Origin of the sequence: Jiangella asiatica, from assembly GCF_004349065.1 — a bacterium.
In the GTDB taxonomy this organism is placed as follows: Bacteria; Actinomycetota; Actinomycetes; order Jiangellales; family Jiangellaceae; genus Jiangella; species Jiangella asiatica.
The window spans coordinates 115,729-137,654 of record NZ_SMKZ01000003.1 but is presented as its reverse complement, the minus strand read 5'-3'; the positions used below and the strand labels follow the sequence as shown (position 1 = coordinate 137,654).

General features: G+C 69.1%; 15 protein-coding genes. 2 read left to right on the top strand and 13 right to left on the bottom strand.

The window, feature by feature from the left end; genetic code table 11:
* Positions 1-203 precede the first annotated feature (203 nt).
* On the top strand, positions 204-740 hold the full coding sequence (locus E1269_RS03770) for a VanZ family protein (RefSeq protein WP_131891407.1): 537 nt from the start codon (positions 204-206) through the stop codon (positions 738-740).
* Here E1269_RS03770 and E1269_RS03765 read toward each other — a convergent pair.
* Positions 665-1,708 carry a LacI family DNA-binding transcriptional regulator gene (locus E1269_RS03765; RefSeq protein ID WP_131891404.1) on the bottom strand — a complete coding sequence of 348 codons (1,044 nt, stop codon included), beginning with the start codon at positions 1,706-1,708 and terminating at the stop codon, positions 665-667. The two genes, E1269_RS03770 and E1269_RS03765, sit on opposite strands and share 76 nt — an antisense overlap.
* 413 nt (positions 1,709-2,121) lie before the next feature.
* Between E1269_RS03765 and E1269_RS03760 the strand changes: the two genes are divergently transcribed.
* Positions 2,122-3,567: an ABC transporter substrate-binding protein gene (locus tag E1269_RS03760; RefSeq protein WP_131891401.1), complete on the top strand. Its 1,446-nt coding sequence runs from the start codon at positions 2,122-2,124 to the stop codon at positions 3,565-3,567.
* On the opposite strand, the gene E1269_RS03755 is transcribed toward E1269_RS03760, so the two are convergent.
* From E1269_RS03755 to E1269_RS03700, 12 genes are all read right to left on the bottom strand, one after another.
* Positions 3,562-4,611 carry a Gfo/Idh/MocA family protein gene (locus E1269_RS03755; RefSeq protein WP_131891398.1) on the bottom strand — a complete coding sequence of 350 codons (1,050 nt, stop codon included), beginning with the start codon at positions 4,609-4,611 and terminating at the stop codon, positions 3,562-3,564. The two genes, E1269_RS03760 and E1269_RS03755, sit on opposite strands and share 6 nt — an antisense overlap.
* The gene (locus tag E1269_RS03750; protein WP_162606222.1) at positions 4,611-4,979 is read right to left on the bottom strand and encodes a cupin domain-containing protein; all 369 of its coding nucleotides are present in this window, start codon (positions 4,977-4,979) and stop codon (positions 4,611-4,613) included. Before E1269_RS03750 ends, E1269_RS03755 begins: the two co-directional genes overlap by 1 nt.
* A 180-nt stretch (positions 4,980-5,159) precedes the next feature.
* Complete coding sequence (locus tag E1269_RS03745) at positions 5,160-6,398, bottom strand: Tm-1-like ATP-binding domain-containing protein (RefSeq protein ID WP_131891393.1); 1,239 nt, start codon at positions 6,396-6,398, stop codon at positions 5,160-5,162.
* Between the two features lie 34 nt (positions 6,399-6,432).
* Positions 6,433-8,121, bottom strand: a complete 1,689-nt coding sequence (locus E1269_RS03740; protein WP_131891391.1) for an arylsulfatase — start codon at positions 8,119-8,121, stop codon at positions 6,433-6,435.
* A gap of 22 nt (positions 8,122-8,143) precedes the next feature.
* Positions 8,144-9,583 carry an ABC transporter substrate-binding protein gene (locus E1269_RS32090; protein WP_162606221.1) on the bottom strand — a complete coding sequence of 480 codons (1,440 nt, stop codon included), beginning with the start codon at positions 9,581-9,583 and terminating at the stop codon, positions 8,144-8,146.
* Positions 9,584-9,597: 14 nt separating this feature from the next.
* Complete coding sequence (locus E1269_RS03730) at positions 9,598-12,819, bottom strand: LamG domain-containing protein (RefSeq protein WP_162606220.1); 3,222 nt, start codon at positions 12,817-12,819, stop codon at positions 9,598-9,600.
* 354 nt (positions 12,820-13,173) lie between these two features.
* Positions 13,174-13,623 (bottom strand): hypothetical protein, encoded by a 450-nt coding sequence (locus E1269_RS03725; protein WP_131891385.1) that lies wholly within the window; start codon positions 13,621-13,623, stop codon positions 13,174-13,176.
* A gap of 142 nt (positions 13,624-13,765) precedes the next feature.
* Positions 13,766-17,170 carry a laminin G domain-containing protein gene (locus tag E1269_RS03720; RefSeq protein ID WP_131891382.1) on the bottom strand — a complete coding sequence of 1,135 codons (3,405 nt, stop codon included), beginning with the start codon at positions 17,168-17,170 and terminating at the stop codon, positions 13,766-13,768.
* 60 nt (positions 17,171-17,230) lie between these two features.
* Positions 17,231-18,691, bottom strand: a complete 1,461-nt coding sequence (locus tag E1269_RS03715; RefSeq protein ID WP_131891379.1) for a sulfatase family protein — start codon at positions 18,689-18,691, stop codon at positions 17,231-17,233.
* A complete protein-coding gene (locus tag E1269_RS03710; protein ID WP_131891377.1) occupies positions 18,688-19,596 on the bottom strand; it encodes a carbohydrate ABC transporter permease in 909 nt (302 codons plus the stop codon). Before E1269_RS03710 ends, E1269_RS03715 begins: the two co-directional genes overlap by 4 nt.
* Entirely contained in the window at positions 19,593-20,555 is a 963-nt protein-coding gene (locus E1269_RS03705) for a carbohydrate ABC transporter permease (RefSeq protein ID WP_131891374.1), read from the bottom strand. Before E1269_RS03705 ends, E1269_RS03710 begins: the two co-directional genes overlap by 4 nt.
* Entirely contained in the window at positions 20,552-21,925 is a 1,374-nt protein-coding gene (locus E1269_RS03700; RefSeq protein WP_131891371.1) for a sulfatase family protein, read from the bottom strand. Before E1269_RS03700 ends, E1269_RS03705 begins: the two co-directional genes overlap by 4 nt.
* Position 21,926: the final 1 nt, after the last annotated feature.

Genomic DNA, 21,926 nt, shown 5'->3' with positions numbered 1-21,926 from the left:
GCGGCCCAGGAGGGCCTGCCACCGCCCAGATGAGCTCGTTGCCGATCCTGCGTGGTCATCCGCGAGGACCGCGCGTGGGCCGCGCTCGCCCGCTCCGCCACCCGGCCGACCCCAGCAGCGGCCGTCGCAGATTCTCCAGCTTCCCCTCGGCGCGACCAAAACTCGTCGCGCACGACGGCACCGCCGCTGCGTAGGGTCGTGCCGTGATCAGCACCATCCTTGTCGAACATCCCTGGCTGACGACGGTCGCTCTCACTGGCCTGATCATCGTGGGTCCGCTCGTCGGAGCCTGGCTGGTCCCGAGGTCGCGCGTGACCCTCGCACTGCTGGGAGTGTCGATGGTGCCGGTGCTCCTGCTCACCCTCGTCCCGACGAGCCGTGAGCTCAAGACCAGCTGCGCCATCGAGTGGGACTTCCCCACGCTCGGCGCCGTCGAGCTGATGGGCAACGTGGTCCTCTTCACCCCGGTGGTCCTGTTCGCCGCGGCCCTGACCCGCCGCCCATTCCTGATGTTCCTCGCCGCGAGCGGTCTCTCACTGCTGATCGAGGTGTTCCAGGCCTTCGCTACTGCGCTCGGCCGATCCTGCTCGACCAACGACTGGCTCTCCAACACGCTCGGCGCGCTCCTCGGAGCCGTCCTGGCGGCAGCCGCGCTGCGGCTCGCTCAGCGATCGGCACCGCGCGGCGCGCCGCAGGATTCGCGGACGACCAGGTCGCAGGGGATGCGCAGGAACTCGTGACTCTGCTTCTCGCCACCGATGGCGGCGAGAAGCCGCTGGCCGGCGAGCCGGCCCATCTCGTAGAGCGGAAGCGCGACGGACGTGAGTGGCGGGCGGAGATGACGCGAGAACGCGCGGTCGTCGAAGCCAACGACGGCCACGTCGTCCGGGACCCGCAGCCCGCGGGAGTGCAGGGCGTCGAGCGCACCGGCGGCCATGTGGTCGCTCGCACAGACGACGGCGTCGGGAACGGGACTCAGGTCCAGAAGGTCGGACATCTGGGCATACCCCTCGTCCTGGTACCACGTCGAGCCCATGCGGACGAGCGCATGCCGGAAGTCGACCCCCGCAGCCGTGAGGGCAGCTCGGTAGCCGGCCAGCCGGTCGTGCGTCGCCTCGTAGTGCGGCGGACCGTTGATGAACGCTATCCGCCGTCGCCCCAGACCAAGGAGATGCTCGGTAGCGATACGAGCGCCCATCTCGTCGTCGGGCAGTATGCAAGGAACGGGAACGTCGTTGGTGTACTGGAACAGGTACACCGTCGGTGTGCCGGGCAGATCTCGCACGGGGGCGCCTCGTTCGCGGACGCGGTAGCCCGACAGCAGGATCACGCCGTCGACCTGCTTGTCGTAGAGCATCTCGAGGTGAGCCCGCTCCTTCGCCGCGCTTCCGTAGCTGTTGCACAGGAACACCCCGAACTCCTGCTCGCTGGCGACCTCTTCAACCCCGCGCATCATCGTGGTGGTGAAGACGCCCTCGAGATCGTCGGTGACAAGCCCGAGAGTGTGGGTCCGGCGTGCGCGCAGCCCTCGCGCGACGCTGTTCGGCCGGTAGCCGAGCCGGCGAACCGCTTCGAGCACCCGGGAGCGGGTCGCCTCGCTGACCTCCGGAGAGTTGTTGAGGGCTTTGGACACGGTGGCAGGGGTGACACCGGCGACCGCGGCGACGTCGCGCGCCGTGACCCTCCGGCGTTGCTCGTCGGTGCTCATCTGACTCCTCGCCACTGTTGGTGCCACTCGCCGGCTCAGCCGACGGTCCGAGTATAGCCTCGATATCGATTTCGAGCCGAGCTGATCGCACGCTTCCTCACTGCTCCTGAGCAGCTCTTGACAAGATGCCCGGACCTTGTTTTGGTGTGAACTACGAATTCGATTTCGTAGTCTGGGTCCCGGGAGGCGGGCGTGATCGTCGCGGTGCCGGACGGAGCCAGGCCACGAAACCGGACGTCGACGTCGAGGTTCGCGCCGATTGTATGCCGGCCACGAGGCCTCATCGAGTGCTTCGCCACCGAGCCTCCACAGGACAACGCCCCTGACCACGTCCTGGTCACCGGGCTCGACGACAGTACGGCTCCGCAAGCCTTCCGGCGACCTTCCCAGCGCCACGAACACGGAGGTACGACATGAGACTCAACCGCAGACAGTTCCTTGTCAGCAGTGGACTTGCCGCAGCAGGTCTCGGGCTCGGCGCCTGCGGCAACGACGGCGCGAGCCGGAGCGGGGACTCACCAGGCGTCCTGAAGTGGTGGGACCCGCGCCAGCCGGTGGCCGACATCCAGCGGGAGATCTTCGCCGAGTTCGCCGAGTCCGACGGCGGGCTGCAGGTCGACTACACCGTGTACAACCCCGCCGAGATGGGCGAAGCGCTGCAGTTGGCGAAGCAGAGCGGCCAGATGCCCGACGTCTTCACCATCTTCGGTCTCGACCTGAACCCAGGCGGCCTGGTGGACGAGGGCTGGTTCACGCCGATCAAGCTCGACGACGACGTCCGTGCCGGCATACCGGAGGGCATCCTGCTCGAGGGGATCAACGTCTTCGACGGCGAGGTCTACGGCCTGCCGGTCAACGACTTCCGAGGGCTCAACATCCTCACGTGGTTCAACCGCGAACTGTACGAGCAGGCGGGCCTCGATCCGGAGAATCCCCCGGTCACCTACGACGACATCAGGGCCGCGACCCGGAAGATCCGTGGCCTGGGCGACGACCTCTACGGCTGGGTCGCACCCATCAAGGAGACCGGCCGGATGGGGCAACACATCGAGGAGCTCGCCCAGGCCGCGGGGGCACCGACCCTCGGGGGCGTGGATCTGCGCACCGGCGAGTACCAGTTCCACAGCCAGTACCACCTCGACGCTCTCGAGTGGTGGCTGGCGATGAGCCAGGACGGCGTGCTGTTCCCCGCCTCGACGTCGCTCGACGCGCGGCAGGCGCGGGCCAGGTGGGTCACCGGCCAGAGTGCGATCTTCTTCGACGCCCAGTTCAACATGGCCGAGGTCGTCCTCAACTTCGCGGACTTCGAGAGCAAGGTCGCTCTCGGCCCGCTCGCGGTCCCCGAACCCTCGGAGAACGTCGTCGTGTCGAAAGGCCCGGTTCACGCCGGCGCGACCCACTGGATCGCGGCCGAATCGGAGCACGTGGACGAGGCGTCCGCACTCATCTCGTGGTTCGGGAAGAAGGAGATCCAGGCGCGGATCGTCGAAGGCATGAACGCGGTTCCGCTCTTCCCGGAGGTGGTGGAGACCGCGGACGTCCACCCGCTGTTCAAGAAGGCGGTCGAGATCATCTTCGAGCACGTGTTCCTGGCGCCCAACCCGGTCGTCCGCAATCCCGACGTGGCGGTCGCACAGGCTCAGATGAAACCGATCGATCCGGACTTCGGCTCGATCGTCGCGGGGACCCTCACCGGCGACGTGACGGACTACAAGGCCGCTCTGGAGAAGCTCAGTTCCGACACGACCGCCGAACGGGACCGCGCGATCGAGGAAGCACGCAAGCAGGGCGCGCAGGTCAGCGTCGACGACTGGGCGTTCCCGGACTGGGCTTCCGGTCAGAACTACACGTACTCATGACGACGACGTCGCCTCCAGGTGTGCGGCGAGATAGTCCTGCACCTTCACCGGCTCGCCCGTGTGGGCGGACTCGATCGCGGCGAACAGCAGGGCCGCACACTGGAGGTTGTCGGCGAGGGTCGTCGGTGGCTCCGGTCCACCCCGCAGCCACGCGCAGAACTGTTCGGCGATCCAGGCGTTCCGCCACACCGACCGGGTGTCGAGCAGCGGCAGCTCGTCGGCGGTGGGCACGTCGTGCGCACCCCCGTGGAGCACGCGAAGGCGCCGTCGGCTGAGCTCCAGGGTGCCGTTCTCGCATTCGGCACGGATGTAGTCGTTGCCCCAGCCATTCATGGTCGAGGCGTTCGCCTTGGCGCCTTCGTAGAGCACCTTGGTGCCGTTGGTCATCTCGACGGTTATCAGGGCCGTCGAGTCGCCGGCGAACTCGCTCCACGGCGGATTCCACGTCCGGGCGTACACAGTGACGGCGTCGGCCCGCGTGAGGGCCCGCACGATGTCGAAATGGTGCACCGTCCCTTCCACCAGCAACGGGTCGGGAATGCGGTAGCGGAACTCGCCCCAGTCGCCCACATGCCGGCTGTTGTGCGTGAACCGGTACACGACGTAGTTGAGCCGTCCGTAGTCACCGCCGCGGACCGCTGCCTCCAATGAATGCTTGTCCTGGTCGAAGCGGTGGCTCATGGTGACGGCCATCTTCCGGCCCGCGGCCGTGACCTTCCGGTACACCCGCGCGCATGCCTCCATGGTGTCCGCTATCGGCTTCTCGCACAGGATGTGGACGTCGTGCTCGAGCGCGACGTCGATCACGGCCTCGTGGAACGCGGGCTGGACCACGACGGTGACGAAGTCCGCGGCGTGATCCCGCAGCGCATCGCGCAGGTCGGTGTAGCACGGAACGCCGGCGGGCGCCCTCCCGTGCGACGACACGTCGGTGTCGACGGCTGCCACGGTCTTCGCGAGGCCCGCGGACTCCAGGTGCGGCAGCACGTCGCGGCACCACACCGAGCCCCAGCGGCCGAGGCCGATGTGAACCACGCGCAGCATCAGGCCCTCCTCACGAAGCCGGCCGGGACGTCGCGACCGGTCACCTCGTGCCGTTCGGCGAGCTCTGGCGATCGGTGCAGGTGTCCTGCCCGGCCACCCTCGAAGAGCACGTCCTCGAAGAAGAACGCCTCCAGGTCCTCGTAGACCTCCACGACATCGTGCTCGTCGCCCGCCCTGGTACACACGATGTCGCCGGGGCCGACGTAGAACTCCTCGCCCTCGGTCATCACCTTCGCCCGACCGGCATAGATCAGCCAGTACTCGTCGCAGTCGTGGTAGTGCCGATCGAACGTCCCACCCGAGCGCGGTACCCGGAATCGTCCGGCGGCCGTCACTTGGCTCCACTCCGGGCGGCGGTCTGCTTTCATGGCGGCATTCGACGTGTTCACGACTGGCATCGGCGGAACTCCCTGCGGTCGGTTGGTGATGGTGGTGTGGGCCCGTACCTGGGCGGTCAGGGCACGTTCGGCTGGCAGCCGCTCCATCGAGAAGGCGCCGTCGAAAGCCGAGGTCCGGGAGCGAATTGTCGGCCACAGGTGAGGCAGGTTTCACGGGTGAACCGTGGCATCGGCCGTCCCGTTCTCGACGATGAGTTCGTGCAGCCTGTTGGCCATCGCACGGGCGAAGACCGGGTCGTTGATGTCGGCGTCGGCTTCGACCAGCTCGATGCCGGACGCCAGCCCGCCGCGGATCGCGCCGAACAGCGCCGCGTCCGCCTCGGCGTCGTGGAACGGGCCGTCCGGTAACGCGATGGCAGAGATGCCGCGCAGTGGGAGGAAGACGGCCGACGGGCCGGTCGACGACGACACCCGCTGCGCCAGCCGCCCGCCGAGCTCGGCACACTCCGCGGCGGTCGTGCGTAGCAGGGTGATGCTGGGGTTGTGCACGTGGAGGGTTCGCTCCTCGAACCGTGCCGGGACGGTGTCGCGCGGGCCGAAGTTGACCATGTCGAGCGCGCCCACCGACACGACCTGCGGGATGCCGGCCGACCCCGCTCCGGTCAGCCGGTCGGCCCCGGCCGAGAACACCCCGCCGACCAGCTCATCGGCGAGTTCGGTGGTGGTGGCGTCGAGGACGCCGGCGAGGTGCCCGTCCCGCGCGAGAGCTTCCATGGTGCGCCCGCCGACCCCGGTCATGTGGAAGACGAGCACCTCGTAGCCGAGCTCCTCCAGCCGTTGCCGGGCGGCGGTGACACACGGCGTGGTGACACCGAACATGCTCGCGGCGACGAGCGGCTTGTCGCCGGTCGGCGGGAGCGGTTCCTGCCGCACCATTCCGGCCAGAGCGGCGGCGGCATTGGCCAGGATGGGTGCGGAGATCCGGTTCACTCCCGCGATGTCGGCGACGCTGGGCATCAGCACCAGGTCGCTCTCCCCCACGTACGCCTGGGTGTCTCCGGACGCCGCCGTCGACACGATGATCTTGGGTACGCCGAGCGGCAGCGTACGCAGCGCCGTCGACGCCAGGGACGTGCCTCCGGTGCCTCCCAGGGCGAGAGCACCGTCGCAGCGGCCCTCGTCACGAAGCCGCCGGACGATCACCGCCGCGCCGTCGGCCATGGCCCTGATCGCCTGGCCGCGGTCGGCGCGAGCGGCGAGCGTGGCGACGTCGGTGCCTGCGGCACGGGCCACCTCGGCGCGCGTCACGTCCGGTGCGAACGCCGGCTCCCCGAGGACGCCGGTGTCGACGACCACGACTTCGAGGCCGGCCGCGCGCAGCCGGTCGCGCACGAAGGCGTACTCGGCTCCCTTCGTGTCGAGCGTGCCCATCAATGCCACAGTCGGCATGGTCGACCTCCTCGGACGGCTCGGGTCGACGACGTCATGGCCGATATCCGTCGCCGGGTTCCCAGTCCCGGACGCCGACGCGGACCTTCCAGTCCTGCCATTCACCCGCGAGGTCGGCGACGAGGTCCGGGCGCGTCGCGGCCAGGTTCCGCGTCTCGGTGCGATCGGTCCCGATGTCGTACAGCTCCCACTGACCGGCGCCGGGCGCGCCGTACTCGGAGACCAGCTTCCAGCGGTGCCTTCGCACGGCCCGGTTGCCGTTGTACTCCCAGAACATCGGCGTGTTCCGCCGCCAGCCCGATGTCCCCGCCGCGTCGGTGAGCACCGTGGCGAAGCTCTCGCCCTCCATCGGAGTGATCGCGTGGCCGTCGTGGCTCGTCGGATACGAGGCGCCGGCGAGCTCGAGCAGGGTCGGCATGAAATCGATGACGTGCAGGGCACGGTGGTCGATGCCGCCACCGGGGAGGCTGGCCGGCCACCGGGCGATGAACGGCGTCGCGATGCCGCCCTCGTGCACCCAGTTCTTCCACCTGCTGAACGGCGTGTTGCTCACGCTGGCCCACGCCCGGCCGTAGCTGGCCCACGTGTTGTGCGGCCCCGGGCTCACGCCGCGGACGTTACCGTCGATCATGGGGCTGCCGTCGAGGGTCGGCACGTTCGAGTTGTTGCCCGGCACGACCTCGTTGACCGCGCCGCCGTTGTCACCGAAGAACAGCACGAGGGTGTTGTCGGCGATCCCCAGCTCGTCGAGCGTGGCCAGGATCCGGCCGATTCCGCGGTCCATGACGGTGACCATGGCGGCGTACGCGGCCATCCGGGAGTCCTGCCAGTCCTTGTCGGGATCGGAGTCCCAGTCCGGCACGCCCGGGCCGGGGTGCGGAAGAACGGTGTCGGGGTCGATCACGCCGAGCGCTCGCTGCCGCTCGAAGCGCTCCTCCCGGAGCCGTCCCCAGCCGCCCAGGTATCTACCGCGGTAGGGCTCGATGTCCTCCGGCCAGGCGTGCAACGGGTAGTGGGCGGCGGAATGCGGGACGTAGACGAAAAATGGGTCGTCGGCGGCGGCGAACTGCCGGATCGAGGCGATCGCATGGTCCGTGATGGCCTCGGTGACGTGGTACCCAGGCTCGTCCGGGCGGCCGATCAACTCGCCGTCGAGGTAACGCTGGGGCAGGTAGTAGGTGAACCTGTCTCCGACGGGGCAGAACGAGCGCTCGAACCCGCGACCCACCGGCAGCGACTCGGGCAACGTCCAGGGGCTGATGTGCCATTTCCCCGAGACTGACGTGCGGTACCCGGCCATGCCGAGCACCTGGGCCAGCGTCACGCACGACTCCTTCAGGTGACCCTGGTACTCGGGCGTTCCCTGATTGCCCAGGGCGCCGAGGCCGGCCTGCGTCGGGTAGAGCCCGGTCAGCAGGGCGGCACGGGTCGGCGAGCACACCGGGTAGGTGTACAGCTGGGTGAACCGCTGGCCGTCGCGTGCCAGGTTGTCGATGTTCGGAGTGGCGATCTCCCCGCCGAAGCAGCCGACGTCGGAGAACCCGAAGTCGTCGGCCATGATCATGACGATGTTCGGCCGGGCGCACGCAGCCGTTCCGATTGCGCTGGCGGAGCTGCCTGCCGACGGCGTGGTGCCGGCGGTCTCCGCGCCCAGAGCGCCGATGCCCAACGCGCCCGCGCCGGCGAGCAGCGTCCGCCTGCTGACCGTGTTCGATTCAGTCATAGTCGCGTCTCCCGGTGGAGGGTCAGCCGTACAGGTCTGGGGTGAAGTCACGGGTCGGGTCCCAGTCGGGGAACGCCCAGTCGTCGGGCGTCACCTTCGACCCGGCGGCCTTGATCGCGTTCTCGCGTTCCTCGGTCCGGTTGTCCGAGAGGTCCTCGAGCGCCTTCTGCCAGTCCGGCATCTGTCCCGTGATGGCGCCCTGCGCGATGGCGCCGAGCGTGAACTGCGGTGGCCGCATCTCGGCGTCGACATCGGCGATCTCCACCGTCCGCACCACGGGCGAAGGGGCCACGAACACCTGCGCGATGATCTTCTCGAGTGCCAGCTTGAACAGCGGGTGCACGTCCAGTTCCGGCACCAGGTCCTCGTAGATGGGCATGGTGCCCATCTGCTCGCCCCACTGCTGCTGGAACTCGCGAGTGGCCAGGCTGGCCGAGAGCTCAGAGGCCTGCTCGGGGTGGTCGGTGTCGTGGGCGATCCAGTAGACGGCGCCTTTCGGCGGCTGGTGCGTGACGATCGGAGCGCCGGCCTCCGGCGTGAGCACGTCCGCCAGGCCGACGCTGTCGATGAAGGCCTCGTAGTCGGCGGCCACCGTGCCGATGGTGAACTGACCGTCGAGCAGGAACGGGAACTCCCCGCTCGCCCATCGCGCACGCGCGGTCTTGGCGTCGAGCCCGCTGGATGCGGGGAAGAGGTATCCGTCCTGCTGCAGTGACATCAGGAACTCGATGGCGGTGACGAACGGCTCGGTCTCGAATCTGTACTCGCCGGTCTTCAGGTCGAGACCGCCGATGCCGTCGAATCCGGCCGCCATCACCAGATTGTCGACGACGACCTCCAGGCCGCCGGGATCCTTGAGGGCGAGTGCCAGCGCCCCGGCGTCGGACCCTGAGCTCCTCTTGATCTGGGCACAGGCGGCCCGGAACCCGTCGTAGGAGGTGTCGACGGATTCCGGGTCGAGGTCCGCGGCGGCGAGCAGCTCGGTGTTGTACCAGGTGAAAGCGCGCATGATCTTCGGGTTGAACAGCGGCAGCGAGTACACGTCGCCGTCGAAGACGTGCAGTCCTTCGAACATCAGGCCGTCAGGGACGAGCTCGAGCACCTCGTCACCGTTGGTCATCGGGCTGAACCAGCCGTCGTCGATGAGTGCCCGGGGCGGCAGCTCGAGGCCGAACAACGTGAACAGGTCCGGTAGCTGGTTGCTCTGCCGCTGCAGAGCAAGGGCCTCTCCGATCTCGCCGGCGTTCATCAGGACGTGCTCGACCTGGATGCCGTTGTCGGCCGCCCAGGTCTCGCACCAAGACTCCATGAGCTCCCGTTCCGGTTCCCACGGGTCGAGCATGGTCAGCTTCCCGCTGGCACCGGCTCCCTGACCGTCGTCGTCACCGCATCCGGCCACCACCAGGCCGGCGCCCAGCAGGCCGCTGTAGCCAAGGAACCTTCTTCGGCTCAGCTCTCGCATCACGTTGCCTCCTGTCACGTCCCCATCGCCGTCGCATAGCCGACCCGTGAACCCACGTGCCGGTGGTCGTAGTGCTGGTACGGCGCGTCGACGTTCTCGATCGCGTGGATGGTCTCGTAGTACGTGTAGTAGCGGCCGCGGTGCTTGAACTTCGCGGCTTGCCAGATCGCGGCGTTGTCCGGCTCGAACTCGGTGCCGCGGCGGAAGTACGTCGCATCGTCGTGGTTGGTGTCCTCGTTGCGCACCCACGGGCCCGCGTACGGGTCCAGCGCCGCGCAGAGCGGGAAGTGGGTCGGCCAGTCGGGCACCTGCGGACCCTCGCAGTAGTCGTTGTAGTAGATGCCGTTGTCGAACAGCACCATGAAGCCGTACATGGCCTTGGTCGCCCGCTCGCGTCCGTTCGCGTCGGTCCCGGTCCGCGTGAGAGACGTGACGGCCGGTCGCTCCGGGTCCAGCTGCGGGACGCCGTCCGCGTCGATGACCATCCCGACGGTGGTCATCGCCTGGTGGCCGTCTGCGTTGGTGCTCTGGTAGTAAAGGACGATCCGGTACTCGTCGGTGTCGGGGTCGCGCAGACCGACCACCTCCGGCCCGCCCAGGATCCCGGTGCGTTGTGCGTCCGGGTCGGTGGGGTCCATGCTCGACCACGGAACGTGCCGGCAGGTGTGGTCGATCCAGTCGTCGGCGCGGACGTCGTAGTAGCCGTATCCGATCACCCGGTACCGCGTCGAGAAGTCGGGGTCGTTGGGGCGCATCTCGTGGACGAAAACGAGCATCCGGCCGTCGCCGGCGTACACGGCCAGTGCTGGATTGAGGTTGAAGCGAGGGAACCGGTCCTGCAGGTCGGGATAGTGCGGGTCGAAGTTGCCCTGCAGGAAGGTGCCGCTCTCGAGATCGGAGATGTCGCGGTTGCGGTCGTTGAAGTGGATGCCGTCGAACTGGTCCACGGTGGTGTCGAGGACGCCGATGCGTCCGCCGTACGACCAGTCGCCCCGCTCTCCACCCCCTCGCATGAAGTACAAGATCCGCCCGTCGATCTGGTTGAGATCGGAGTTCGCGCTGTCGCCCGACCGCCAGAACGCGGCGGGAATCGGTCGCGGCGGATCGTCGGTGTAGGCGCCGACGAGGAGGCCGGGGGGCTCCGGGTTCTTCGTCTGGTACCGCCATGGGACGAGGCCGTGCCGCTTGTGCCAGCGAAAGGGCTGGGCGGACAGGTCGTCGTAGGCGACGCGGTCCCCGAAGGTCAGAACGCGCGCCTGTATCTCGCGTGACTCGGCGGCTGCCGGCGTGAGAGCGGTGAAGTGGACGTCGTCGAAGTACGTCGCCACACCATGGGCCAGGAGCCCGGCGTGGCCGCGGGTGAGCGGCTGGTCCCCGGTGCGCATGCTGATCAGGTTGTGCCCGTCCACGAACCCGCGCAGCACGCCGTCTCCGGCAGAGGTGAGGGTGAGGGTATAGGTCGCCTCGGGCCGGAACTCGAAGTCGTAGTCGAGAGTCTTGTGCTCGGCGATCTCACCGTCGGCGTACCGAGCCAGTCGCAGCTCGTCGGTGCCCGGGTTGATCGTGAACGCGTACCCGGACAGCGCCCCAGTCGGCTCCGTCGCCTGCACGAACACGCCGGCCCAACCGTCGGCGACGACCCCGAACGCGAGCCCTGCCTCGATCGAGGAGGCCACACCGTACATATCGGGATGGAAGACGGTGTGCAGCGTCGCGTCGGCCGGGCAGTACAGCGCGCGGTGACGGTGTGGGTCGTCCTGGGTGGCCGCGACGTCCTCCCAGTCCCGGGTCGCCTGCGTCCAGAGCGGTTCGGAGCCACCCGGCCGCCACCACAACGGGATCGTGCCGTCGGGCCGGCCGAATCCGTCGCGAAGGTCGAGCCCCGCCGCGTCAGTGCTGGCGTGACCTCTCGGGCACACCTCTCCCCACCCGCGCGCGCGGTCGGAGATGTGGACGTCGTCGACGACGCAGCCGGCCGTCCCGCCGATCGTGATGCTCCGGTCGAATCGCGTGTCCGCCGAGCCGATGCGCACGCTGGCGACGTCGACGCCGTTGAGGTGCAGGGTCAGCAGTCGGTCACCGCCGCTGTCTCCCCAGGCCACGGCTACGTGCTCGAGCGTCGAGGTCACCAGCCGCTGAGCCGGACCTGTCACCGTGTGGGTCGTAACCTCACCGGTGCCCAGGTCCGCGCGCCAACGGTCCGCGACGAGCGACAGGCTGAGCCAGCCGTGCGCGCCGGCCGCTCGGAACAGTTCGCCGCCTCGGTTTCCGCCAGTCGGGACGTACCAGGCCTCGAAGGTGCCGTCCGAGCCGGCCAGGGGTGAGGCGTAGCCGATGCCGTCGTCCGATCCGGCCAGGGCCGCGCCGAACCGCCCCGGCCGGAACGACGCGGTACCGCGGACCGGCTCGGCACCCTGGTCAGATACCGCCGATCCGTCGAAGCGCGCGGAGAAGACCGTGTCCGTGTCGACCGGATGCGGAATCGGCTCGCTGCCCTTGAACCGGGTCCACTCGCTGCGTTTGGCGTCGATAGTCTCGCGGGTCTGCGTGTACAGCTGAGGGACGCCGACGAGGTAGAGCTGTTCGACCGCCACGGCGCCGAGAGCACGGTCGAACAGGGCGGGCTCGTCGACGTCACCGACCAGACCCTCCCCGACCATCAGGTCGTCGCCGGTGCCGGCCGGCGTGAACGCGGGGACGTCGACGACCCGGACGCGCGACCCGTGGACAAAGACGATCAGCCGGCCACTGTGCGCGTTGGCCGTGGCGGCGACGTGGGCCCATCTCCCGGCCACGACTGCCTGGTCCGGCGACTGAGCGGTGCGCGGGTTGCCGTCCGTGCCGACCACCGTCCACCGGATCGCGCCGGCAGCTGTCAGGCCGACGGACCACTGGCCCGGAAGGGCGAGCAACGACACCTCCGCCTCCGGCAGCTCCGCCGGCCGGACCCATACCGAGACCGTGAGCGCGCCGCCAGCATCGAGTGCGGGCGTGTGCTGGGCCTGCAGCCATCGAGTTCCGTCCAGGTGGACGCCGCCGCCGCGCCGACCCTGCCGCCGGAACGAGGAGATCAGTCCGCTGTCGGAGGTGTTCCACCTGCTGCCGATGACGTACAGCGTGTGCCCGTTGCCCGTCACGTCGCGAAACGCGTATCCAGACCCTTCGTCACATGGCCACGCCGCCACCAGGCCCGGCATGGCCACTCGCGGCTCGACGTGCAGCCATCTCCTGGTCAAGTCGCAGGTCCACGCCGGCGGCACGTCCTGACCGACGCCGGGTGGGCCCGACATGGTCTCAGCGCTGGCCGATGCCGGCGCGCCCAGACCATTGAGGAGGGCCGGGGCAAGGGCCACACCACCGGACAGCTCGAGAAAACGACGTCGTGGGATTCCGCTCGTAGTCAATTGAACCTCCACCTCGTTCGCTGGGGTCGGGCGGTCACCCGCCGTTTGAACCACCCTCCGTTGGTCGCGAAATCGAATTCGTAACTCCATAGTGTCCGGTGTGACGCTAATGTCAAGAGTTGACCGTGCGGGCCTTGGCAAGCAGCACGTGACGCCCCGTCGCGCTCACGAAATCGATATAGGAGGTCAGCGGGCCGACATCACGCCACAGATGCGCCTTTTCGAGTTGTGGCTCGCGCGTGGATGACTACCAACGGATACCCGAGCGGTCGGTGTGAGGATCAGACCCGTGAGGGCTGACGCGTCCGTCTCGAACCTCGGCGGCCGTGTCGACCAGATCACCGAGCTGCTCCGGGCCGACATCGCCGAGCTGCCGTATCCCGCGTTCGTGTGCTGGCCCACCACCTGCCGGGCGACGATCCGCCGCTGCGGCCCGGCGATCCGTACCGCGAACCTGAAGGGCTCGCCGCGTTGCTGCACAACCGGCTGGGCGTGGACGGGTTGTACGTCGTCGCCGTCGACGGCTCGGTCGGATCGATCGCACCAGGAGTCGACGGCATGGACATGCTCCAACTCGACACCGCGGTGCGTGAGGTCGTGGAAGGAGTCGACTTCGCTCCGGTCGCCGAGGCGCATGCCCGGCTCCTGCTGGCGCCGATCGTCGGGACGGACGCGGAGTCGGCCGAGGCAGAGGCGGCGGTCGCCGACCTCACCTCGTCGAACGCGTCATCACGGGTTCGCCTCCCCAGCAGGGCGGCTGAGTCGCCGCTCGCGAGCTTCACGCGGTGGCGTAGCCGACGCGCGAGCCCGCCTGTGGATGGTTGTAGTTCGAGTACTGCTGGTCCAGGTTCGTCCCGATGGCGTGATAGTTCTCGTAGTACATGTAGTAGCGGCCCCGCAGCTTGAGCATGGTCCCCTGCCAGATCGCGGCGTTGTCGGGCTCGTACCGCTCGCCGTGCCGGAAGTACGTCGCGTCGTCGGCGTTGGTGTCCTCGTTCACGATCCATGGCCCGCCGTAGGGGTCGAGAGCCGCGCCGAGCACGAAGTAGTCGGGCCAGTCCGGGGTCTGCGGGCCCTCGGCGTAGTGCAGGTAGTAGATGCCGTTGTCGAACAGGACGCGGAAGCTGTAGACGACCTTGTTCGACGGCCGGCCGATCGAGTGGACGGTGGGGTGCTCCGGGTCGAGGACGGGCACACCGTCGCCGGCCAGCCGCAGTCCGGTGATCCCCATGACTCGCCGGTCGTCGCCGGTCGTGGCCTGGTGGTACAGCAGCACGCGATAGTCGTCGGTGTCCGGGTCGCGCAGCGAGACGAGCTCCGGCGTGCCCTCGATCCCCTGGAACACCGCCTCGGGGTCGCCCGGATCCATGGCCGACCAGTCGACGTAGCGGGACTCCCCGTCCACCCAGTCGTCGGCACGGACGTCGTAGTAGCCGTAGATCAGGCGGCGGTACGACGGGAAGTCGCCGACCTTGTTGCGGAACTCCTTGGCGAACAGGAGCAGCCGCCCGTCCCCGACGTAGGCACACCCCTCGTCGTTGAGCTGGAAGCGCTCCTGGTGGCGCATCTCCTCCGGAGACTCGTCGACGGGTCCCTGCAGGAGTTTGCAATCGTCGAGGTCGGTGATGCCCGCGCTGGGGTCCTGGAAGTGGATCCCGTCGAACGTGTCGACGGTCGTCTCCAGGACGCCGATGCGGGCACCGATCGAACGGCCGCCGACCCGCGGGTTCCCGCGCATGAAAAACACCACCCGGCCGTCGATCGTCACCAGCTCACTGTTGGCGCTGTCCTCCGAGCGCCAGAACGCCGGCGGGATCGGGCGCTCCGGCGTCGGTGTGTCGGCGCCGGCGAGGTTCCCCGGCAGCTCGGGGTCGCCCGGGAACTCCTCACCCTGTCTGGTGTACTGCCACGGTGGCAGCCCTCGCCGCTTGTGCCACCGGAACGGTTCGAGGCGCACCCCCCGCGCCTCGACCTCGCCGCCGGTGGTGAACAGGCGCAGCTGGACCAGGCGGGACGCGGGCCGAGCCGGGGTCAGCGCGGTGACGTGGACGTCGTCGAAGAAGGCCGCGGCGTCATGCGTGAACAGGCCCGCGTGGCCGGACGCCGGTGCGCCGTCGCCCACACGCATCGTGATCAGGTTGTGCCCGTCGACGAAGCCGCGCAGCAGGCCGTCGCCGGTCGCGGTGAGCGTGAGCTCGTACGTCGTCGCGGCCCGGGTCGGGAAGTCGTACGGAAGCGTCTTCGCCTCCACGGGTGCGCCCGCCGCGTAGCGCGCTATGCGCAGCTGTCCGCGGCCGGGGTTTACCGCGAACGTGTGCCCGGAGAACGGCTCCTCCGGCGCGGAGGCCTGGACGAAGACACCGGCCCAGCCGTCGGCGACGGCGGCGAACGACACGCCCGCTTCGATGGACGACGCGTGCCCGTATGCGTCGGGGTGGTGGATCGGATGCAGCCCGGCGACCTCCCGCTGGAGCAGGGCGGTGGCCCGCTCCGGTGCGTCTCCGGTGCGGCTCGGGTCCTCCCACGTCTTGCGTTCGTGTGACCAGGCGGCGCCCCCGGAGGCCGGGCGCCACCACCTCGGCGCCGTGCCGGGTGCTCGGTCGAAGCCGTCGCGCAGGTCGAGCCCGGCCGCGTCGGTGGCCGCGTGGCCACGTGGGCAGATCTCCCCCCAGGTCCGCACCCGGTCGCTGAGCCGGAGGTCGTCGACCAGGCAGTACGCGGGCGCGGTCCGGCTGCCGCCGACGACGACGTGCCGGTCGAAGACGCGACCGGCCAGATCGATGGGCTCGCGGCTCACCTCGACACCGTTGACGTGCAGCGACAGTGCATCCTGGCCGCCGTGCGGTCCCCACGCGACGGCGACGTGCTCGAGCTGGCCGGGCACGAACGTTTGCGCGGGTCCGGAGACGGTGCGAGCTGCCGCTCCGGCGATTCGGAGGGTCGCGTGCCACCTGCCCGCCTCGGTGTAGAGGGCCAGGCCGCAGCGGTCGCCCTCCGCGCGCACCAGTTCCTTGCGCTCGGACCGGTCCGGGTCCGCGTCGTCCACGACGGTCTGGTACCACACCTCGCAGGTGCCGGACGGCGCACCCAGCGGCGACTCGTACGCGACGCCCGTGCCGCCGGTCGCCCGCAGCGCACCGCCGAAGTGACCGGGCTCGAGGCCGGCCGACTCGTCGGCCACCCGGCCGCGTCCGTGCACCGGCCCGGTGTCGCCGTCGAAGCGCACGGCCAGCACCGTGTCCGCCTCGACCGGGTGCGGGATGGGATCGCTGCCCCTGAACGACGTCCACTCCCGCGAGTCGGCGTCGATGGTCTCCCGGCTCTGCGTGTAGACCCTGGGCAGACCCACCAGGTACAGGCCGCGTACCTCGTCCGGGTCGAGGGCGCGGTCGTGCAGCGTGAGCTCGTCGAGCTGGCCGTGCAGGGCGACCCCCGCGACGAGGTCGTCCGTGGCAGGCGTGCGGATCGACGCCGGCACTGCGAACCGGCGGACGGTCCGGCCGTCGACCGTCAGTGTGAGCCGGCTCGCCCCGGGCCAGGTCACCGCCGCGACGTGCGTCCACCGGCCCGGCGGGACCGCCAGAGGATCGGACTCGACGGACCGGTACTCGCCGTCGTGGCGCCGGACGGTGAAGCGCAACGCTCCGTCGCTGGCCAGGGTCAGCGCGTAGGCGTCGCCGTACGACAGCAGCGTCGCCCGCTCGCCGGGCCCTTCGGTGGGACGGACCCACGCGGTGAGGGTCATCCCGGCCGGCGCGCCGTTCAGGTCCAGGTCGCTGGCCTGTTGTGCCTGCAGCCACCGGGTGCCGTCCAGGAAGACGCCGCCGCCGCGGCGGCCGGGTCGGCGGAACGCGTCGACCAGTCCACTGTCGGTGGTGTTCCACCGCGACCCGGTGATGTGGAAGTCGTGGCCGCGACCGCTGACGTCGTCGAACACGTATCCGGTGCCCTCGTCCATCGGCCAGGCCGCCACGAGCCCGTCGCGGACGACGCGAGCCTCGAGATGGCGCCAGCGCAGCGTGAGATCGCACGACTGGGCGGCCAGGTCCGTCGGCATGGCGTCACCCGCCGGTGCGGCCGACGCGGCGGCCGGATCCCCGCCCAAGAGGACCGGAGCGGCGATCACGCCGCCCGACCCGAGGATGAACCGACGGCGGTCGATCGTGGCACTGTCAACAGGCATGGCGGGCCTCTCCCGAGTGGGGCACGTCGTAGTACCGCGGTGACGCCTCAGGACGACGCATCACCAGTGCGCTTCGCGCGGCTGGGTGCGGTCCTGGGTGGCGACGAGCACGTCCAGCAACAACTCCTGCAGCTCGATGCGCGACTGCACAAACGCGGGATCGTCCCATCTGTTGTCGAGCTCGTGCGGATCCGCGGCCAAGTCGTACAGCTCCCCCGCGCGATCGCGCGCCGTGGACGGCGGACCGTGGTGGACGACGAGCTTCCACCGGTCGTGGCGCAACATGGTCGTGTGGACCGGCGGGTCGTAGGAGTGCCCGCTGTCCCGGTACTCGCAGATCGCCCAGTCGCGCGTCCAGCTCGCGTGGTCGCCCCGGGCCAGCGGCAGCAGTGTCTCGCCCTGCCCACGCCGCATCGGGTCCAGCCCGGCCGCCTCCAGGATCGTCGGCGCGAGGTCGATCCACTGCACGAACTCGGCGCGACGATGCCCGGCCGGCAGCGCGCCCGGCCAGCGCAGGATGAGGGGCACGCGCACCGCCGGCTCGTACATCATCGGTCCCTTGAGCATCAGCTGGTGGTCGCCGAGCATCTCGCCGTGGTCGCTGGTGAAGATCACCAGGGTGTCGTCGGCCAGGCCCTCCGCCTCGAGTGCGTCCAGGATGCGGCCCACCTCGTCGTCGATCAGCGAGACCATCGCGTAGTAGGCGGCCTTGGTCTCCTGCAGCTCGCTTGGCGAGTACTCGACGTAGCCCCGCTCGTGCCCGGCGTAGGAGCGGGCGGAGGCCTCCGTGAAGATGGACGGCTTGCCGGCCAGCTCACCGGCCCGCGTCACCGGCCGGCTCAGCGTCTCCGGGTCGTACCGCTTGACGTACTCCTCGGGCGCGTCGAAGGCGTGATGGGGATCGAAGAAGTTCGCCACGACGAAGAACGGCCTGGCGCGTTCACGACCGTTGCGGAGGAAGTCGATCGTCTCGGTGGAGATCCAGCGGCTGAAGTGGCCCCGGGTCTCGATGTTGGCGAAGGTCGTCGGCGTGTTCGGGTCGTTCACGGCCCGCCACAGGTCGGGATGCTCCTCCTGCAGCCAGCGGTGGTACTGGTTCTCAGGCGAGCGATGTCCGGGGTCGTGCGCCCAGCGCCACACCCGGAACCCGTCGTCGTGGCGCGGTTCGGTCCGTCCGCCGAAACACGCGGCGAGATGCAGCTTCCCGACCAGCCCGCAGTCGTATCCGGCGCCAGCCAGCACCCGGCTGAACAGCTGCTCGTGCTCGGGCAGCGCGACGCCGTTCGCCCACTGGCCGTGGGACTGCACGTAGCGGCCGGTCATCAGGCTGGCACGGGACGGCCCGCACACCGGGTTCTGCACATAGCAGTTCTCGAACAGCACACCCTCGGCGGCTAGCCGGTCCAGGGTCGGCGTGTCGATCTCGTCGTTCCCGTACGCGCCCAGCGCACTGTAGCGCTGCTGGTCGGTGCAGATCAGCAGGATGTTGGGCCGGCGTCGCGCGGCGTTTCGGTCGGTCATTGTTTGATCGCTCCCGCGAAGCCCTCGACGAATCTGCGTTGCAGAACCACGAACAAGACGATGACGGGAACCAGCGATATGGTGGCCGCCGCCGCCATCCCGGCCCAGTCCGTGGTGTTCTCGCCGACAAACGCCTGCATGCCGACGCTGAGCGTGCGCAGGTCGGGTCGTGAGAAGGTGAACACGAGCGGAAGAAAGAACGCGTTCCACGTCGACAGGAACGTCAGCAGCGTGACGGTGGCCGTGATCGGTTTCGCCAGCGGCAGCATGATGCGCAGGAAGATCGTGAAGAACCCCGCGCCGTCGACCGTTGCGGACTCCTCGAGCTCGCGAGGCACCTGACGGAAGTACCCGGCGTAGAGCAGGATCGCGGCCACGTGCCCGCCACCGGACAGCGCGATGATCATGCCCGTCAGTGAGTTCAACAAGCCGAGCTGCTGGGTGATGTCGACGACCGGGATGATCGTGTAGCCGGTCGGTACGAACAACGTCGCGACGAGGACGACGACGACGGTCTTCTTGCCGAAGAAGCCGTACCTGCCGATGACGTAGCCCGCCATCGCACAGCGGATGACCACGAGGACGACCGTCACGACCGTCACGATGATCGTGTTCCACATGTACCCGCTGAAGTTGGCGTCGCTCCAGGCCCGGCCGTAGTTCTCGAACACCGCTGACTCCGGCAGCAGCGACAGGCTGGAGCTGAAGACCTCGATGTTGTCCTTCAGCGATGCCGAGAGCATCCACAGGAACGGATACACCCACAGCAACGCACCGCCGAGAAGCACCAGCGCGATCAGCCACCACGGCAGGCGCCGCAGCAGCCGGCCCGTGCTCCAGCGGTTGCGCCGCGTGCGCTCGGTAGGCGCTGTCTCGCGGGTGCGGGTCGTGATGACGGAGGTCATGATGCCGCCCTCGCCCTCTGTACCGACCTGATGCCCAGGAGCTGGAACAGTCCGACGAAGAAGACGAACAACCCGAAGATCACCGCGGCCGCCGAGGCGTAGCCGAGCTGGGGGATGGTCGCGCTGAACGCCCACCGGTAGATGTAGATCTCGACCACCTCGGTCGAGTAGAAGGGACCGCCGCCGGTCAAGGTCAGCACGAGGTCGAAGACCCGCAGCGACGACTCGAGCGACAGCAGCGTGATGATGATGAGGAACGGCCTCAGCAGGGGCAGCGTGATGTGACGAAGCAGCCGCAGCGCGCCCGCGCCGTCCATCCGCGCCGCCTCGTACACCTCGTCCGGGATGGTCTGCAGGGCGGCCAGCCAGTAGATCATCGTGATGCCGAACCACTTCCACACGTACACCCCGGCGGCCGTCCAGAGCGCCGTCGAGGAGTCACCCAGGAAGTTCACGCCCTCGGAGACGCCGAACGTGCGCAGGAGCTGGTTGGCCGGGCCGCTGGCGGGGTCGAAGACGAACTGCATCACCACGCCCACGATGGCCGTCGTGGTGACCACCGGCAGGAAGTACGCGGTGCGCAGCAGCGTCGAGAACGGCAGCTTCGGCGAGTTGAGCACGATCGCGAGCAACAGGCTGAGGATGACCTTGAGCGGCACGACCACGACCATGAACAGGAGCGTGACCTTGAACGAGTTCCAGAACAGGTCATCGGCGAAGACGTCCCGGAAGTTCTGGAGTCCCACGAACCGCTTCTGCGACTCGAACCCGTTCCACTCCACGAACGAGTACCAGTAGCTCGCGATCACCGGATACACCGTGTACAGCCCGTAGAGCACGACGGTGGGCGTCAGCAGGAGCCAGATCCACAACTGCTGTCGTCCGAGCCGCCGCGAGCGGCTCCGGCGTGCATCCGGTGCGGACAGGAGGTCCTGATGACCGGTGATCGCCGAACTCATCGGCGGATCACCCCCGTCCCCGTCAGCGACCGCATGGCCGACGCGTGCAGGGGCGGGGTCACCGCGCCGGCAAGCAGCGGGTCGCCGGTGTCCCGCATCCAGGTGTGCAGCCGGCCGAGCAGGTCGGTCTCGACGCTGAGGTGGTCGGGTTCGCCGGCCAGGTTGGACACCTCCAGCGGATCGAGCTCGAGGTCGTACAGCTCGACGGGCGGATGGAAGCCCGTCGGGACGTTCATCGGCACCCGGGGTCGGGTCCGCCGGTCCCACGAGGACGAACAGTCCATGAAGGCCGGCGCCACGCTGAAGTTGGCGATCAGCTTGTGCCGGTCGGTACGCACGCACCGGCGCGGGTCGTAGTACTCGTGATACGTGAACTCGGCGAACACGGCGTCGCGTGACCACGGCCGGGCCGGCGACGCGTCCAGGAGAGGCGACAGGCTGGTCCCCTGGATCTGGTTCGCCGGCTCCGCGCCGGCGGCCTCGAGCAGCGTCGGCACGAGGTCCACGCCGGACACGAGCTCCGACCGGCGACGGCCGCCCCAGCCCGCCGCAGGGTAGCGAACCATCAGGGCGATCTCCAGGCCCGGGTCGTACAGACTGCACTTGGCCCTCGGTAGGGCGAGGCCGTGATCGGTAACGAACACGACGACGGTGTCGTCGCGCACCCCGAGGCGGTCGACGGCCGCCATCAGATGGCCGATCTGGGTGTCCAGGTATCGCACCGCCCCTTGCAGCTCCGCGAGCTCCTCCCGAGCCCGGGCGTCGTCGACGAGGTACCCGGGGACCGTCACCCCTCGCTGGGCGTCGGGCTCGATGTAGTCGCCCAGAAACCCCTGGTAGCCGTCTTCGGTGCGCTCCCGCGGCCGCAGCCGGTGCGGCTCGAGATACCCGACCTGGAGGTAGAAGGGCCGGTCCCCGCCCGCCAGCTCTCCCAGCTGCGCCGTCGCCAGCGCCGTCACGTCCTCGCCGCGCTGTCCCCGCTGATGGACCACGTCGAAGCCCAGTCGCTCGGCGACGGCGTCGTCGCTGCCGGTCTTGGACTCGTGATGGATGCCGACCAACGCCGTGCGGTAGCCGGCGCCACCCAGCAGGCTCGCCACATGCCGCTCCTGCGGGCGCAGGTCCCACTCGAACGGTGGCTGGGTCAGCCCCATCACGCCGGTCGAGTGCGGATAGCGCCCGGTGAACAGGGACGCCCGCGACGGGCTGCACTGCGGCGCGGTGCAGTGGGCCCGTTCGAACACCACGCTCTCCTCCGCCAACGCGTCGAGAGCCGGCGACCGCACCGTCTCGACCCCGTAACAGCCGAGGAACCGCCCCAGGTCGTGACACGTGATGAAGATGATGTTCGGACGCTGACGAGGTGGCACG

Bases quoted from the DNA above. Each gene is read 5' to 3' on its own strand.
- E1269_RS03760 (WP_131891401.1), top strand. From the start codon at position 2,122: ATGAGACTCAACCGCAGACAGTTCCTTGTCAGCAGTGGACTTGCCGCA.
- E1269_RS03745 (WP_131891393.1), bottom strand. From the start codon at position 6,398: ATGCCGACTGTGGCATTGATGGGCACGCTCGACACGAAGGGAGCCGAG.
- E1269_RS03720 (WP_131891382.1), bottom strand. From the start codon at position 17,170: ATGCCTGTTGACAGTGCCACGATCGACCGCCGTCGGTTCATCCTCGGG.
- E1269_RS03715 (WP_131891379.1), bottom strand. From the start codon at position 18,691: ATGACCGACCGAAACGCCGCGCGACGCCGGCCCAACATCCTGCTGATC.
- E1269_RS03740 (WP_131891391.1), bottom strand. From the start codon at position 8,121: ATGACTGAATCGAACACGGTCAGCAGGCGGACGCTGCTCGCCGGCGCG.
- E1269_RS03710 (WP_131891377.1), bottom strand. From the start codon at position 19,596: ATGACCTCCGTCATCACGACCCGCACCCGCGAGACAGCGCCTACCGAG.
- E1269_RS32090 (WP_162606221.1), bottom strand. From the start codon at position 9,583: ATGCGAGAGCTGAGCCGAAGAAGGTTCCTTGGCTACAGCGGCCTGCTG.
- E1269_RS03750 (WP_162606222.1), bottom strand. From the start codon at position 4,979: ATGAAAGCAGACCGCCGCCCGGAGTGGAGCCAAGTGACGGCCGCCGGA.
- E1269_RS03705 (WP_131891374.1), bottom strand. From the start codon at position 20,555: ATGAGTTCGGCGATCACCGGTCATCAGGACCTCCTGTCCGCACCGGAT.
- E1269_RS03765 (WP_131891404.1), bottom strand. From the start codon at position 1,708: ATGAGCACCGACGAGCAACGCCGGAGGGTCACGGCGCGCGACGTCGCC.
- E1269_RS03725 (WP_131891385.1), bottom strand. From the start codon at position 13,623: ATGCGCCTCGGCGACCGGAGCGAAGTCGACTCCTTCCACGACCTCACG.
- E1269_RS03755 (WP_131891398.1), bottom strand. From the start codon at position 4,611: ATGCTGCGCGTGGTTCACATCGGCCTCGGCCGCTGGGGCTCGGTGTGG.